Source organism: Aggregatilinea sp. (assembly GCF_036822615.1).
In the GTDB taxonomy this organism is placed as follows: Bacteria; Chloroflexota; Anaerolineae; order Aggregatilineales; family Aggregatilineaceae; genus Aggregatilinea.
Map to the genome: position 1 here is coordinate 1 of NZ_DAISHJ010000128.1, position 14,754 is coordinate 14,754.

Here is a 14,754-nt window from a genome sequence, read left to right on the forward strand (position 1 = left end):
CTCGTGGTGGGGGACTACGTGCTCGCGTTCGAAAAGAGCGGGGTCGAGGAGGTGGTGACGGTGATCGGCGGCTGGCTGTTTGCGGTGCTGGTGCTGGCGGCGCTGCTGGTGGGCGGCTGGGAATACGTGCAGCTCATGCGCAAAACCGGCGTGCACGTACCGCCGTCGCTGACCTACGGCCTGATCGCGCTGGCAGTGGGCACGATCTGGTTCGAGCGGCCCGCGCTGCGCGCGCCGGGCGTGGCCCTGCTGCTGATGGCGGCGGCGTTTTACATGATCGCGGCCTTCGAGCGGGGCGATACGCAGCCGGTCACGGGGGCGGCGCTGGCGATGTTCGGCGGGTTTTACATCGGCTGGCTGGGCAGCACACTGCTGGCCGTGCGTATGCTGGACGACGGCGCGGCGCTGACGGTGTTCATTTACGGCGCGGTGATGATCTCGGACACGGCGGCCTATTTCGTCGGACGCACGCTGGGCAAGCACCACATGTCGCCGCACGTCAGCCCCAAGAAAACGTGGGAAGGCTACGCGGGCAGCGTCGCGGGCGGGCTGCTGTTCGGGCTGGTGGCGGCATGGCTGCTGGACATCCACGGGCTGACGATGGGGCACGGCGCGCTGATCGGCCTGCTGATCGGGGTGTTGGGCACGGTGGGCGATCTGGCTGAATCGGTGATCAAGCGGCAGGTGAGCGCGAAAGATTCGAGCCACCTCATTCCGGGGCACGGGGGCCTGTTGGACCGCCTGGATTCGGTGCTGATCTCTTTCGCCATCGGTTATTATTATCTGATCTGGTTTGTAACTTAGGGCCAAGATCGTTTGACCCTGCCCACACAGTGTGATATATTTGCAGTAAGTTGTTAGATGTTGACGAACCTACTCCCGTCTGCGTACCCACAACTTGTCTTTACAAATCCATTTTCCAAACCTAGTATCGCCTGCCCACGGTGCGAATCACCGATGCGGTATTCCCCTGGTTGGCATTGATGTCATCTCATGACTCCTAACGTAACCCCTAGATCTCGTATGCGACTCACGCAGGATGCCGTGACGCTCTTTCTGGTGGAGACTTCCAGATGGATATAGCAGAACTCGAAACTCAGACGTTGGAAGACCTGCGCAACCTTGCGCGCGAGGCGGATATTGCCGGGTTTAGCCGCATGAAAAAGCAGGACTTGATCCTGCGGCTGCTGCGCGACAAGGCGGAGAAACAGGGCCACCAACTGCGCGGCGGCATCCTTGAAATCATCGAAGACGGCATCGGTTTCCTTCGTTCGGACCACTACCTTCCGGGGCCGGACGATATTTATGTCAGCCAGACGCAGATCCGCCGCTTCGGCCTGCGCACGGGCGACATGGTGATCGGGCAGGTGCGCCCGCCGAAAGACTCGGAAAAGTATTTCGGCCTGCTGCGCGTCGAGGCGGTCAACGGGCTGGACCCCGAATCCGCGAAACGCCGCCCCCGCTTCGATGAACTGACCGCCATTTTCCCCACCGAACGTTACAACCTGGAAACCAACCCGCGCATTCTTTCGACGCGCATGCTGAACCTGATCGCCCCCGTCGGGCGCGGGCAGCGCGGCCTGATCGTCAGCCCGCCGAAGGCCGGTAAGACGACCGTCCTGAAGGAAGTCGCCAACGCGATCAGCCACAACTATCCCGAAGTGCACCTGATGGTCGTGCTCATCGGTGAGCGTCCCGAAGAAGTGACCGACATGGACCGCTCGGTGGACGCGGAAGTGATCAGCAGCACGTTCGACGAGCCGGTGACCTTCCACGTGCGCGTGGCGGAAATGGCCCTGGAGCGCGCGAAGCGCCTGGTCGAATCGGCCCAGCACGTCGTGATCCTGCTGGACAGCATCACCCGCCTGGCGCGCGCCTATAACCTCGTCGTGCCGCCCAGCGGGCGCACCCTGACCGGTGGTCTCGATCCGTCGGCGCTGTACCCGCCCAAGCGGTTCTTCGGCGCGGCCCGTAACGTCGAAGAAGGCGGCAGCCTGACCATCGTCGCCACCTGCCTCGTCAAGACCGGCAGCCGCATGGACGACGTGATCTACGAAGAATTCAAGGGTACGGGCAACATGGAGCTGCACCTCTCGCGCGAGCTTCAGGAACGCCGTATCTTCCCGGCTTTCGATATCCAGCAGTCCTCGACGCGGCGTGAAGAACTCCTGTTGGGGCCGGATATCCTGCAGCGCGTGTGGACCATGCGCCGTATGCTGGTGCAGATGACGCAGCCCCCGGCCAATTACGACATCCTGAACGCGACCGAAGCGCTGATCACCCAGGTCCGCCAGACCGAAAGCAACGAAGAGTTCCTCGAACAACTGACGAAATAACTGCCGCCCTCAATGATCCTTCGTCAGTTCTACTCGCTGCACGCAATGTAATCTATTCCGCGCGCTGCGCAGGAAAATTCAACGCGGCTGCGTCCCGGCACAAGCCAATGGACGCAGCCGCGTCATCGTATCTACAGGGGAAACCGGGCGGGATCAATCGGCGGCGAAGGGTGTCGCCGCGGTAAATGCGCCCGTCTCCACCTCGTCGCGCGCGGCTTCGACCTGCTCGGCGGGAACGTAATCGGGCATGGTCTGCTCGAAGCGCCGGATCAGCGGCACGGCGTACGTCAGCGCCGACGTGATGGCGAGCAGCGTCCCGTTGAACAGCATGATCAGCCCGATGCCCGACCCCGGCTCGCTGCCGACCAGCGGCGCAACGAGATCCCACGCCCCGGTTCCGATCGCCGGTTCGAGCACTTTGTCCGTGAGCGGCCCGGCGATGAGGTAGGACAGCGGCATCATCAGCAGCGAAAGCTGAAGCTCCGCCGCAAACACGCGTCCCTGCAAATCGGGCGGGGTCTTGGCCTGCATCACGGACAGGAACGACGCATTGATCATGGGAATCCACAGCATCATGAAAAACGAGGAGAGTCCCAGCGTGACCGCGCTGCGGCTGACTCCGTACAGCGCCAGCCCGATGCCGATCAGGATCAGGCCGGGCATGATCGTATGCACGCGGGGCCGCGTGCCGCCCCAGGCCCCCATGATCACGCCGCCGATCACCGCTCCGGCGCTCGTCACGCTGGACAGCGCCCCCAACAGCGCCTCGCTGTTCGTCAGCCGCAGCACGTAGGGCGTGTTGAGCGTCATCGCGCCGGAAAGCAGGAAATTGACCAGCGAGATGTTCAGCAGCAGTGCCAGCAGCGCGCGGTGACGCCCGATGTAGCGGAAACCGGCCTGCGCTTCCTTCCACATCGAGCCTGAAGCCGCGCGCCCCTCCTCGGTTTGGGCCGGGCGGGGGATATGCGCCAGCAGCACGACGACCATCGCCACGACGAAGGTGAACAGGTCGATGAGCATCACGCCCGCCGCGCCGATGATCGCAAACAACAGCCCGGCCAGAACCGGACCGATCAGGCCCGACGACGGCCCGGTGAGCTGGCGGATCGCGTTGGCCCGGTCACGGTGATTGTCGGGCACGAGCATCGTCACCGCCGCGTCAAACGCCGGACCCTGGAACACGCCGAACACCGACGAGATCGCGGTCAGGACGTAAAGCTGCCACAGCTCGAACGTGCCGGTCACGAACGTGATCAACAGCAGCAGGGTGGTGACGGCCTGCCCGACGTCCGCGATGACCATCACGTAGCGGCGGTCCCAGCGATCCGCGAGCATGCCCGCGATGTTGGCCGACAGAATACGCGGCAAAATCGAGAGAAACGACACCAGCGTGAGCGGGGTCGCCTGATCCGTGTCGTTGAAGACCTTGATCGCCACGGCGAAGCTGGTCATCTGGCTGCCGATCATCGAAAAGGTCTGCGTGACGATGAGGATGTAAAAGGTGCGCAGCGTGTTTCGGTTCGCCATATTCAATTCTCGCCTCAAGATTATCAAGGTACATGGAACATTATACGTCGCAATACACGCGATCATCCAGTGAAATTTAATCTCAATATGAATTTTTTATACATCACATGTCAGGAAGTTCAAGCAGATGGGTTGATGAAATAGGGCACAAACCCGGCATGACTCATTACAATGGAATATGTTGGTTATACGCAAACGCACTATGAAAGGAACAAGAGCGTGGAACGCCGGAAATTAGGCAGCAGCGATCTCGAACTGACGACCATCGGCCTGGGCACGTGGGCGCTGGGCGGTGGCAACTGGGAATACGGGTGGGGAGCGCAGGACGATACCGACTCCATCAACACCATTCACCGCGCGCTCGATCTGGGCATGAACTGGCTGGACACCGCCGCCGTTTACGGCCTGGGGCGCTCGGAAGAAGTGGTCGGCAAGGCGCTCAAGGATCGGCGTGACCGGGTGATCGTCGCCACGAAGTGCGGCCAGCGCTGGAACGAAGACGGCAGCACCTACCGCAATTCCGAGCCGAAGAATCTGCGCCAGGAAGTAGAAGACAGCCTGCGCCGCCTGCAAACCGACTACATCGACCTGTACCAGATCCACTGGCCGGACCCGAACACGCCCGTCGAGGAGTCGTGGGAGACGATGGCGTCGTTCGTCAAAGAAGGCAAGGTGCGTTTTATCGGCGTCTCGAACTACAGCGTCGAGCAGATGCGCGCGATCCTGCCCATCCACCCCGTCGCGTCGCTGCAACCGCCCTACCACCTGCTGAACCGCGCCATCGAAGCGGAGATCCTGCCCTTCTGCCGCGAAAACAACATCGGTGTGATTCCCTACAGCCCGATGGCGTCCGGCCTGCTGACGGGGCGCTTCAGCATGGATCGCGTGGAAGAAAACGACTGGCGGCGCAAGGACAGCAAGTTCCAGGAACCGCAGCTTTCGCGCAATCTGGCGTTGGTCGAGGCGCTGCGACCGATCGCGGCGCGGCAGGGCAAAACCGTCGCGCATCTGGCCGTCGCGTGGACCCTGCGCGATCCGGTCGTGACGGCGGCCATCGTCGGCGCGCGCAGCATCGCGCAGGCCGAGCAGATCATGGAAGGCGCGGACTACCGCCTCAGCGAGCAGGACATCGCCGATATCGAAGCCTCGTATCAGGCCAGCCTGTAGCCCGGCAGAGCGCCTGAAATTGTTCATCTCATGCCCTGTCCATCCAGACGGGGCATTTTTACTTGTCATAACAAAGCTCATTACACTGTATAAATCGCGTATTAATTTCCCCTCACCGGGGAATATCGATGTTTTTTCTTGTAATTATGTGTATAATTTGCTAAAGTGAAATTCAACGCAAATTGAAGTAATTTGAAGGACTTCCGTCACCCTCGCCGTTTACACACTCCCACGGTGACGCAACCACGCCTAACACGCAGTGATGCCACTGCATACAATCGATCTCGTCACACAGGCATAACGCGCGCCAGAGCATGGCTCGCTGGGTTTGAGTGAGGCTTCGAACCAGGACACACTTTATGACTCCCAAATCGTTCCATCCCAAAAGGTATTGGGTTGCGCTGTTGGGCGTAATCCTGGCTGCGTTGGCATTCCCGGCGACCGCGCTCGCGCACGGCCCGGTGAGTGGCGGCGTCAAGACCGATGTGTTTAACGAGTTGTTCACCACGATGATGTGGATCGCCACCCCGATCTTCGTCATCGTGGAAGTCCTGCTGCTGTTCGCCATCATCCGCTACCGGCGCCGCTCGCACGACGAGATGCCGGAGCAGGTGCACGGCAACACGCCCCTTGAGCTGAGCTGGACCATCGGCGCGTTCGTCATTATCGCGGTCGTGTTCGTGCTCGGCTACCGGGTCATGCAAGACCAGCACCTCGTCAGCGCCGGGCCGGACAGCGAGTTCACGCCCGACATGACGGTCCACGTTTACGGCTACATGTTCAACTGGGACTACGAATACTACCTGGCGGACGGCGAAGACACGGACGTGATGACCACGCGCGACCTGTATATCCCGGCCAACAAAAACGTGCTGCTTGAGATTTCGTCCAGGGACGTGCAGCACAGTTTTTGGGTCCCTAAGCTGGCCGGTAAAGTGGACGCTGTGCCGGGCTATACCAACACGATGCTGCTGAACGTAGACAAGCCGGGCACGTACGAAGGCCAGTGCGCCGAATACTGCGGCCTGAACCACTACGCGATGGCGATCAACGTGCACGTGATGGAACCGGCGGATTTCGATGCGTGGCTGAGCAACCAGATCACCCAGGAGAACGAGTTCCAGCCGGTAGGAACCGATCTCAGCGTCGAGCTGCCGAACGGCAACTCTGACGAGGGCGAGCAGTTGATCTACGACCTCGGCTGTACCGCCTGCCACGCAGTGGACAAGGATCAGCCTTCCGGCCCCGCATTCGATCGCATGTCGATGGACGCGCACCACGTCGAAGGCTACTCGCCGGAGCAGTACCTGCACGAATCGATCGTGCTGCCGTGCGCGCAGTTGGCCGAAGGGTACGATCAGTGCATCATGCCACAGGACTACGGCGAGCGCATGGATGCCGAGGATCTGGCGGACATCATTGCGTACATCACCAGCGTAGACCGGTACGAACCCGGTCTCCAGCCCGGTCCCAACAAATAAAGTCGCAAACTGGAGCGATCAGTTATGGCAACTGCAAGCATCGCACAAAAACCAACCTCATCCCGCTACAGCGGCGTGTTAGATTGGATCTCAACCACCGACCACAAGAAGATCGGGATCATGTACGTCCTGACCTGCTTCTCATTCTTCGTGATCGGGGTGATCTTCGCGGAACTGATGCGTGTCGAGCTGGCGCAGCCCGGCGCGGACATCATGACCGCCGACGTATACAATGAGCTGTTCTCGATGCACGGGACGACGATGATCTTCCTGTTCATCATCCCGATCGGCGCGGGTCTCGGCAACTACCTCGTGCCGCTGATGATCGGCGCGCGCGATATGGCTTTCCCCCGGCTGAACGCGCTGAGCTACTGGCTCCTGCTCATCGGCGGTTTTGGCGTATACCTGGGCTGGTTCGCGGATGGCGGCGCGCCGTCGAGCGGCTGGACCGCCTACCCGCCGCTGTCGGGTAAGGAATTTTCGCCCGGGCACGGCATGGACCTGTGGATCATCGGGCTGGCGCTGGTCGGTACGTCCTCGCTCATCGGCGCGATCAACTTCCTGGTGACGATCATCAAGCTGCGCGGTCCGGGCATGACCTGGATGCGCCTGCCCCTGTTCGTGTGGGGCATCATCGCCATGGCGCTGATGATCCTGTTCGCCACCCCGATCCTGACCGGCGGCATGTTCATGCTGCTGGCCGACCGCAACTTCGGCACGGGCTTCTTTAACCCGGCGATGGGCGGGAATCCGGTGCTGTGGCAGAACCTGTTCTGGTTCTACTCGCACCCGGCGGTGTACATCATGGTGCTGCCCGCGATGGGCGTCATCTCCGAAGTGCTGCCGGTGTTCTCGCGCCGCCCGATCTTCGGGTACAAGGCGATCGTGATCTCGTCGATCGCCATCGCCGTGCTGGGCTTCAGCACCTGGGCGCACCACATGTTCACGGTCGGCCTGCCGCCGGAGCTGGAAGCGCTGTTCATTTTCTCGACCATGCTTATCGCAGTGCCTACCGGTGTGAAGATCTTCAACTGGCTGGCAACACTGTTCGGCGGGTCGCTGCGCTTCGATACGCCGATGCTGTACGCGTTCGGGTTCCTGTTCAACTTCATGATCGGCGGCATCACGGGCGTGTTCCAGGCCGTCGTGCCGATTGACGAGCAGGTCCACGACACGATGTGGATCGTCGCGCACCTGCACTACGTGGTGTTTGGCGGCGCGGCGTTCGGCATCTTCTCGGGCATGTACTTCTGGTGGCCGAAGATGTTCGGCTACAAGCTGGACGAAAAGCTCGGCAAGTGGCAGTTCTGGACGCTGATCATCGGCTTCAACATCACCTACTTCCCGATGCACATTATGGGGCTGATGGGCATGCCGCGCCGCATCTTCGACTATGGCGCCGACAAGGGCTGGACCGACCTGAACCTGCTCTCGACCATCGGCGGGTTCATCATGGGTATCTCGGTCCTGCTGCTGATCTATAACATGGTCAAGAGCGCGCGCCATCACGAACCGGCGGGGAACGATCCGTGGGAAGGCAACAGCCTGGAATGGACGACCTCGTCGCCGCCGCCGGAATATAACTTCGCGCAGATTCCGGTCGTGCACAGCTACCGGCCCGCGCGCGACCTGCGCCTGGGCCTGACAGAGGGGGAAACGCATGGTTAGCAACGCCACCGACCTGCTGGAGCGGGAAGAAGTCCCCGTCGGCACGGCCCACGGCAACGGGCAGGAAGCCGCCGGATATGTTTCCCAGCCAGAAGAACCTGAGGAAATCCATCTCCCCGGCCCCAGCTTCAGCCCGATCATCGTCGCCATCGGGAGCCTGATGGCGCTGCTGGGCATCATCCAGCCGCTGCTGGCCGTGCCCGGCGTCCTGATCACGTTCTTCGGGGTGTGGCGTATGGCGCACTTCCCCGAGATCGATCTGCACAGCCTCTGGCTGAACCAGATCAACAGCCGTAAGCTGGCGATGTGGATCTTCCTCGGCACCGAGATCATGTTCTTCTCGGCGCTGGCGGGCGCGTTCATGGGCTTCAAGATCGAAGCGACCGACGCATTCGTTCACGCGGAGGAAGAACTCAATCTCGCGCTGGCGACCGTCGGCACAAGCGTGCTGATCATCAGCAGCTTCGCGGTGGTGATGGGCCTGGAAGCGATCCAGTCCAACGACCGCCGCGTGTTCCGCAACTGGATGGGCATCGCGCTGCTGCTGGGCGCGTCGTTCGTGGCGATCCAGGCGTTCGAGTGGCGCGAGCTGTACGCCCACGACATCACGTCCAAGACGTTGTTCGGCTCGTCGTTTTATCTGGCGACCGGCTTCCACGGCCTGCACGTGATCGGCGGCGTGGTCTGGCTGGGACTCGTGCTGCTGCGCGCGCGGCGCGGCGTGTACGGCGCGGACAATTACATGGGCGTCGAGATGTTCGGCCTGTACTGGCACTTCGTTGACGTGGTGTGGATCGTGCTGTTCACGCTGATCTACCTGATCCCGATCCGCTAAAGGGAGGTACAGAAGATGGATTCAACCCTGGCAACCTACCTGATGCTGTGGGCGATTTCGGGCGCGGCGCTGGGCGGCGTGGTCACTCCGCTGTTGGCGCGCGACCGGCGCGTGAACGACTGGCTGGCGGCCATCGGCGGCACGCTGATCGGGCTGGTGGGCAACGTCGTACTGCTGGCTCCACTGTGGATCGTGCTTCAGCGCATGGAAGCCCGCCCTTACACGCAGCCGATGTGGCGCTACGACGCCATGACGCCCGCCGAAGCCGCCGCCCTGGGCGAGCGCAGCTATTCGGTAATGGAGCTGGGCGGCATCGCCCTGCCCGCGCTGAAGACGGAACTGTGGCCGCAGGCGCGCGCCGAGGGCGGGCACTCGCACCGCCGCACCTATGTGGGTGTGTTCGTCGCGCTGGCCTTGCTGACCGCGAGCGAGGTGATCCTGACCGTCACCGAGCCGTTCCCGGTGATCGGGCCGCTGGTGGCGCTGTCGTCGCTGAAAGTCGTGCTGGTGGTGATGTACTTCATGCACCTGCGCTTCGACGATCTGCGCTATACGCTGATGTTCGTCTCCGCCGTGCCGTTCGCGGTACTGGTGCTGGCCGTACTGGCCGCAGTGGCGTAAAACCAGCGGAGAGCCGTTAGCAATTAGCGATTAGCTCAACCGCAACAACACGCCGCCTCTGTGCACAGGTACAGGGGCGGTTTTTGATTCTGCGCGGGGCGGGGTCGCTTTCGTTCGGACGAAAGCAGGCTCCGCAAAGAAAGCTGGTGCCCCTTCGGGACACTTGAAGTAAAATTCGGAGCAAGTTTTCCTTCGGTATTAACGATCGGAGAATTGATGAGGGTCTATTACCATCACGTTGGGAAAACAGGCGCGACTGCAGACTTCAAAAAGACGGTGTTCACAGAGCTTCCACTTACTATTGTAGAAGAACATATCCAGTTTGAAGCTCAAGACAAGACCGAGATGCTTGGAGTACTTTACTCCAAATTTCCAGACGGCAGATTCAACTGTTGGGGTGTGCCAAGCGGTGCTAATTTCGTAGTCAGGAACTTAGCAGAAGGTGACGTTGTATTACTTGTTGAAGCGATAACCGAAAACGGGGCAATTCCTGCGCTTTGCCCTGTCTCGGCATTCTGGAGTATCCCCATGCCCTCCCTGTCGCAAGCATTATGGGGGAGCAATCGTTACCCGTACATCTTCTTCTTTAAAACAGAGGAACTTAGTCTAACTTGGGCTGAATTTTTAGAACACACCGACTATAGTCCCAACCTGAATCCACGGGGACAATTTATGTCTATTGCAGATAGCAAATTAGTAAAATGGGGCGGACCATCGGGTTATTTAAGTCATCTGCGAATCAATCACCAAAGTGTAGGTGGAACTACATATACAGCACGACAAATCTCATTCAACGAACACCCTGAGGTAGAGGCAGAGTCCAGGGATGGCACCGAAGTAGAGTGGAAAAATCTAGTTTCGGAGGCTGAGGCTGATCCGCCAAAGCTAACGACAGACGAAGCAAGAATCAGTAAGCTCGTCACAGCACCTGCACGATCTATTGCATTCAAGATTGGTATCCGTACGCTCTACGGTGAGCGATGCGCCATTTGCGGAGAAAGACGCGTAGGCCCCGATAACATTCCCGAAGCTCAGAGCGCTCATATATACCCAAAAGCAAGGAATGGAAGCGACGATCTCCGTAACGGTATTTGTTTATGTCGCTTCCATCACTGGGCATTCGACGCTGGTTGGATGTCTATTGCAAACGACCTGACTATATTAGTGAAGGAAAATCTACCTGAGGACAACGCTTACAACCTGATAAGAAGGTATAAAGGATGCCCGATAGCTATTCCAACACATCACTCATTAGCTCCACATCCGCTTTATTTGTCGGCTCATAGAGAACTACACGGTTTCGAGTAGAGAAACGGGAGAATAATTCGACGCACAGGGGTTGATGAATAAGTTTCACATTCTCACCAAACTACTCTGACCACAAACCTGACAATACAGTGCGTGCTTTTACCCTCTGCAGTAACACCACAGGAATAAGTGTGTACGACGACTACAAGGTCGTGACCATCCGGTCAAAGGCGTTTAACGCGATCCTCGCCCGGTCGGGCATCGATCCCGAGCTGCACGACAAGCTCATCGGCGCATTCGAGCGCAAGCACGATCAGGACTTCATGGAAAGCCTGTCCGCCGAGTCACTGGACGAGCGCGGCTGGCCGACTCCCGATGGCTGCCGGGGCATCGGCATGCACGATCTCGTACTGCCCGATTGTGAAGGGCAACTCATGCCCGCGAAAATCGTGGGCTACTGCTTCCCGGCGGGCCACACGATGATCCGCGTGCGGCGGTTCATCGCGCCGGAGGAGGAAGACGGCGTGATGGAAGTTCACAAGCGGTACCTGCGCGCCGCCGGAATCGAGGTCAAGGAGTCGCGCCGGTCGTAACCATCACCTGAGCATCTCGTCCAGCCGCCGCTGGAGGTACGCGCGCTCGGCGCTGTTCCCGCACAGGTCGAGCGCCCGCGCATAGGCGTCCGCGGCGGCTGAGCGCTGGTCCATGCGACGCAGCAGGTCGGCGCGCGCGGCGTGGTAGGGGTAGTACGCTTCCATGTCCTCGATCCGGTCGAGCAGCGCTAGGCCAGCGCCCGGTCCCTGGGCCATGGCGACGGCAACCGCCCGGTTGACCTCGACCACGGGCGAGGGGACCATCAGCGCCAGCGTGCCGTACAGCGCCGCGATCTGCGGCCAGTCCGTCGCCGCCGCCGTGGGCGCGGCGGCGTGCAGGGCGCTAATCGCAGCCTGCACCTGATAGGGGCCGGGAGCGTTGAGCATCAGCGCCGCGTCCAGAATCGCCGTGCCTTCCTCGATTTTTCCGTGGTCCCACAGCGCCCGATCCTGTTCCTCAAGCAGCACCAGATCGCCCGCCGCGTCGAGCCGTGTCTCGCGCCGCGCGTCATGCAGCAGCATCAGCGCCAGCAGCCCGTGCGCCTCGGCGCTCTGCGGCATCAGCGCGACCAGCACGCGGCCCAGCCGGATCGCCTCCCCGCACAGCTCGTGCCGGGTGAGCGTATCGCCGCCGGTAGCAACGTAGCCTTCGTTGAAGATCAGGTACATCACCGCCAGCAGCGCGTCCAGGCGCTCCGGCAGCAGATCGGCAGGTGGCACGCGGTAGGGGATGCCCGCGTCGCGGATCTTTCGCCGCGCCCGCGCCAGCCGCTGCGCCATCGTCGGGACCGGGACCAGAAAGGCTCGCGCGATCTCCGGCGTGGACAGGCCGCCGAGCGTATGCAGAGTCAGCGCGACTTGCGCTTCCGGCGCGAGGGCCGGGTGGCAGCAGGTGAACATCAATTTCAGCCGTTCGTCAGGGATCGTTTCGTCCATGTCGGGTTCATCCTGATCATCGGGCAAATCGAGGAGGGGAGCTTTGCGTTCCCACGTCGCCGCGCGGCGCAGGCGGTCGATGGCGCGCCGTTTGGCGACGGCCACCAACCACGCGCCGGGATTACGCGGCACGCCATCCTTTTCCCAGCGTTCCAGCGCGTTCACCAGTGCGTCCTGCAGCGCATCCTCCGCCAGCGCGAAATCCCCAAGCTGGCTGATGAGCGCCGCCAGAACCCGCCCGTGTTCTTCGCGGAAAGTCGCGTCGATCTGTGCCCTGGCCGTCACCATGCCCGGCGTCAGGACTCCGGCGTCCACAGGGGGCGGATCTCGACCGAGCCGTACTCTGCAAAGGGGATCTTCGCGGCCCAGGCGATCGCTTCGTCGAGGTTCTCACAGTTCAGCAAGAAATAGCCGCCCAACTGCTCGTGGGTCTCCGCGAACGGGCCGTCGGTGGTCAGCGTCTTGCCCTCGCGCACGCGCACGGTGGTCGTGCTGCCGCCGGGCAGTCCACCGGACGATTCCAGCACCCCGGCGGCCTGCGCGTCCCGCAAGAGCGCCATCCAGGCGGCTTGAGAGGCCTGCTGCTCCTCAGGGGTGTTTGGTCCAGCCGTCTCAGCAGCATACATCAGCAGCATATATTTCATGGGTTGGTTCTCCTGTAGACTATGGCCGATATATCGGGGAACTCATCCAATGGGTACTATTCTTTGTTCGCTCCCCTAAAGATCCATTGAACGCCGTACCGATCAAAGAACTGCCCGTAGATTCCGAACGGCATATCGTGCAATTCTTGAAACCAATCTTCGCTTGCGCCCTCTGCCAGCTTATCGAACACGACTTTCAGCTCGTCATAGGTTTCGCCCGTCACGAAGATGGCGTAGGTATTGCCCTGTTTCGGGTCAAGCGCGGGCGACGCCATCCAGTCTGTCGCTGAGATATCGACCGCGCCGCTGGTGAGATGGGCATTGATCATCCTGTCGTGCTTTTCTGGTGGAAATTGAGCTTTCATGGGCGTGTCACCGAGTTTCGTGAGCGTCAATTCTCCACCGAGACACCCGTGATAAAAGGTCATCGCCTCAGCACAATTGCCATCGAACAAAAGAAATGGCGTAGTACGCAGCATGTTTTTCCATCTCCTTGTACCCGTCGAGGTTTCACTGTAGGGGCGAAGACGTTGCGTTGGCCTTCGCCCCTACGAGCACAAGTTCACCCTGGGGCCGGGTCTATTTGATCGAGTCGCTCTTTTGCGTGTTCAACCGCACGGCGTCGAAAATGAGGGCCGCCAGCGCGGACTCATCGATCGTATCGCCCTCATAGAAGTCGATGGCGCGCACCGTCTTGCTATCCAGACGCTTGTTGAAGAGCTGATTCGGATCCTCCATTTGAGCGCCCTTCGGGAACGTCAGCCTCACGGCGCTCTTGAGCGTATCCGCCAGGCAGACTATTCCGTCATGGGACCAAACGGGCACGCCCGATGGTTTAGAGGGTTTTTTCCACTTCACCTCTTCGACGACGGCAGGGTCGGCCTGCCTGATCACAGCGCGCAGCCGTGATAGTTTCTCGCCCCGCCAATCCCCCGGCTCCTTGATGATGTCGTCTATCTGTTCAGATGGAGACTTCTCTTGTGGCGAAGGGGGCGTATTTGCTGTCATGTTCAGCTCACCGCTTTCTTCACGAGCGCGGCGATCCGCTCCTCGTCGGCGGGGGTCAATTCCTTCAGCGCGAAGGACGTCGGCCACATCGCGCCGTCGTCGAGGTTGGCCGTATCGTTGAAGCCGAACGTCGCGTAGCGCGCGCCGAACTTGTCCGCGCTCTGGAAGAAGCAGACGACCTTGCCGTCCTCGTTGGCGTAGGCGGGCATGCCGTACCACGTCTTCGGCGCCAGGGACGGCGCGTTGGCCGTGACGATCTCGTGCAGCCGCGTCGCCATCGTGCGATCCGATTCTGGCATCTCGGCGATCTTTGCCAGCAGGTCGTTTTCCCCTTCTTCCCGCTTCTTCGCGCTCTTCTCGCGGCGCTTTTCCGCTTTTAGCTCCTCGGCGCGTGCCTTCATTGCGGCGCGTTCCTCGTCGGTGAATCCCGTGGCGTTCTTCGTATTCTGGGTATCGTTCTTCGGGCTCATTGAATCCTCCTTGTGGCTCGTATAGATTGTAGGATGTTTTGTCTTTCTATATAAACGTCGAACGAAAACCCGCCAAAATGACAGCTTGGCAGGTTTTCTCATCTGTTTCTCATTTTGGGCGGGGTGTATCTGGCCCACCGCACGATGTGAATGATCGTAAAGCGCGGAAAAAAGCACCTCACCCCTGGCCCCTCTCCAATCGGATTGGAGAGGGGCCAGG

The 14,754-nt window shown here is 60.6% G+C and carries 15 protein-coding genes; 9 read left to right on the forward strand and 6 right to left on the reverse strand.

All coding sequences use genetic code 11. From position 1 onward, the window contains the following. Together V7116_RS22180 and rho are read left to right on the forward strand one after the other, a co-directional pair. The coding region (locus V7116_RS22180) for a phosphatidate cytidylyltransferase (RefSeq protein WP_324394170.1) at positions 1-804 on the forward strand (804 nt) is incomplete at its 5' end. A 269-nt stretch (positions 805-1,073) separates the two neighbouring features. Continuing rightward, the gene (gene rho, locus V7116_RS22185) at positions 1,074-2,336 is read left to right on the forward strand and encodes a transcription termination factor Rho (RefSeq protein WP_324394171.1); all 1,263 of its coding nucleotides are present in this window, start codon (positions 1,074-1,076) and stop codon (positions 2,334-2,336) included. 153 nt (positions 2,337-2,489) lie between these two features. On the opposite strand, the gene V7116_RS22190 is transcribed toward rho, so the two are convergent. Then, a complete protein-coding gene (locus V7116_RS22190) occupies positions 2,490-3,863 on the reverse strand; it encodes an MFS transporter (RefSeq protein WP_324394172.1) in 1,374 nt (457 codons plus the stop codon). A gap of 219 nt (positions 3,864-4,082) precedes the next feature. Here V7116_RS22190 and V7116_RS22195 point away from each other — a divergent pair, with 219 nt between their 5' ends. The 7 genes from V7116_RS22195 to V7116_RS22225 all read left to right on the forward strand — a co-directional run bounded on the left by V7116_RS22195 (position 4,083) and on the right by V7116_RS22225 (position 11,476). Further along, the gene (locus tag V7116_RS22195; protein ID WP_324394173.1) at positions 4,083-5,030 is read left to right on the forward strand and encodes an aldo/keto reductase; all 948 of its coding nucleotides are present in this window, start codon (positions 4,083-4,085) and stop codon (positions 5,028-5,030) included. A 359-nt stretch (positions 5,031-5,389) separates the two neighbouring features. Beyond that, on the forward strand, positions 5,390-6,511 hold the full coding sequence (gene coxB / locus V7116_RS22200) for a cytochrome c oxidase subunit II (protein ID WP_324394174.1): 1,122 nt from the start codon (positions 5,390-5,392) through the stop codon (positions 6,509-6,511). 24 nt (positions 6,512-6,535) lie between these two features. After that, positions 6,536-8,179: a cytochrome c oxidase subunit I gene (ctaD, locus tag V7116_RS22205; RefSeq protein ID WP_324394175.1), complete on the forward strand. Its 1,644-nt coding sequence runs from the start codon at positions 6,536-6,538 to the stop codon at positions 8,177-8,179. After that, on the forward strand, positions 8,172-9,014 hold the full coding sequence (locus V7116_RS22210) for a cytochrome c oxidase subunit 3 (protein ID WP_324394176.1): 843 nt from the start codon (positions 8,172-8,174) through the stop codon (positions 9,012-9,014). Before ctaD ends, V7116_RS22210 begins: the two co-directional genes overlap by 8 nt. Before the next feature lie 15 nt (positions 9,015-9,029). Then, a complete protein-coding gene (locus tag V7116_RS22215; protein ID WP_324394177.1) occupies positions 9,030-9,635 on the forward strand; it encodes a cytochrome C oxidase subunit IV family protein in 606 nt (201 codons plus the stop codon). 216 nt (positions 9,636-9,851) lie between these two features. Further along, positions 9,852-10,943 carry an HNH endonuclease gene (locus tag V7116_RS22220; RefSeq protein ID WP_324394178.1) on the forward strand — a complete coding sequence of 364 codons (1,092 nt, stop codon included), beginning with the start codon at positions 9,852-9,854 and terminating at the stop codon, positions 10,941-10,943. Positions 10,944-11,074: 131 nt separating this feature from the next. After that, positions 11,075-11,476, forward strand: coding sequence for a hypothetical protein (locus V7116_RS22225; RefSeq protein WP_324394179.1), 402 nt, complete (start codon positions 11,075-11,077; stop codon positions 11,474-11,476). A gap of 3 nt (positions 11,477-11,479) precedes the next feature. On the opposite strand, the gene V7116_RS22230 is transcribed toward V7116_RS22225, so the two are convergent. The 5 genes from V7116_RS22230 to V7116_RS22250 form a co-directional block, all read right to left on the reverse strand. Continuing rightward, positions 11,480-12,700: an RNA polymerase sigma factor gene (locus V7116_RS22230; RefSeq protein ID WP_349258556.1), complete on the reverse strand. Its 1,221-nt coding sequence runs from the start codon at positions 12,698-12,700 to the stop codon at positions 11,480-11,482. An 8-nt stretch (positions 12,701-12,708) separates the two neighbouring features. Then, entirely contained in the window at positions 12,709-13,056 is a 348-nt protein-coding gene (locus tag V7116_RS22235) for a YciI family protein (protein WP_324394181.1), read from the reverse strand. Between the two features lie 56 nt (positions 13,057-13,112). Then, the gene (locus tag V7116_RS22240) at positions 13,113-13,535 is read right to left on the reverse strand and encodes a VOC family protein (protein WP_324394182.1); all 423 of its coding nucleotides are present in this window, start codon (positions 13,533-13,535) and stop codon (positions 13,113-13,115) included. 100 nt (positions 13,536-13,635) lie between these two features. Continuing rightward, positions 13,636-14,064 (reverse strand): DUF1801 domain-containing protein, encoded by a 429-nt coding sequence (locus tag V7116_RS22245; protein WP_324394183.1) that lies wholly within the window; start codon positions 14,062-14,064, stop codon positions 13,636-13,638. Between the two features lie 2 nt (positions 14,065-14,066). Further along, positions 14,067-14,534, reverse strand: coding sequence for an iron chaperone (locus tag V7116_RS22250; protein WP_324394184.1), 468 nt, complete (start codon positions 14,532-14,534; stop codon positions 14,067-14,069). Positions 14,535-14,754 lie beyond the last annotated feature (220 nt).

Bases quoted from the DNA above. Each gene is read 5' to 3' on its own strand.
- rho (WP_324394171.1), top strand. From the start codon at position 1,074: ATGGATATAGCAGAACTCGAAACTCAGACGTTGGAAGACCTGCGCAAC.
- V7116_RS22190 (WP_324394172.1), bottom strand. From the start codon at position 3,863: ATGGCGAACCGAAACACGCTGCGCACCTTTTACATCCTCATCGTCACG.
- coxB (WP_324394174.1), top strand. From the start codon at position 5,390: ATGACTCCCAAATCGTTCCATCCCAAAAGGTATTGGGTTGCGCTGTTG.
- ctaD (WP_324394175.1), top strand. From the start codon at position 6,536: ATGGCAACTGCAAGCATCGCACAAAAACCAACCTCATCCCGCTACAGC.
- V7116_RS22210 (WP_324394176.1), top strand. From the start codon at position 8,172: ATGGTTAGCAACGCCACCGACCTGCTGGAGCGGGAAGAAGTCCCCGTC.
- V7116_RS22215 (WP_324394177.1), top strand. From the start codon at position 9,030: ATGGATTCAACCCTGGCAACCTACCTGATGCTGTGGGCGATTTCGGGC.
- V7116_RS22220 (WP_324394178.1), top strand. From the start codon at position 9,852: ATGAGGGTCTATTACCATCACGTTGGGAAAACAGGCGCGACTGCAGAC.
- V7116_RS22230 (WP_349258556.1), bottom strand. From the start codon at position 12,700: ATGGTGACGGCCAGGGCACAGATCGACGCGACTTTCCGCGAAGAACAC.
- V7116_RS22235 (WP_324394181.1), bottom strand. From the start codon at position 13,056: ATGAAATATATGCTGCTGATGTATGCTGCTGAGACGGCTGGACCAAAC.
- V7116_RS22240 (WP_324394182.1), bottom strand. From the start codon at position 13,535: ATGCTGCGTACTACGCCATTTCTTTTGTTCGATGGCAATTGTGCTGAG.
- V7116_RS22245 (WP_324394183.1), bottom strand. From the start codon at position 14,064: ATGACAGCAAATACGCCCCCTTCGCCACAAGAGAAGTCTCCATCTGAA.
- V7116_RS22250 (WP_324394184.1), bottom strand. From the start codon at position 14,534: ATGAGCCCGAAGAACGATACCCAGAATACGAAGAACGCCACGGGATTC.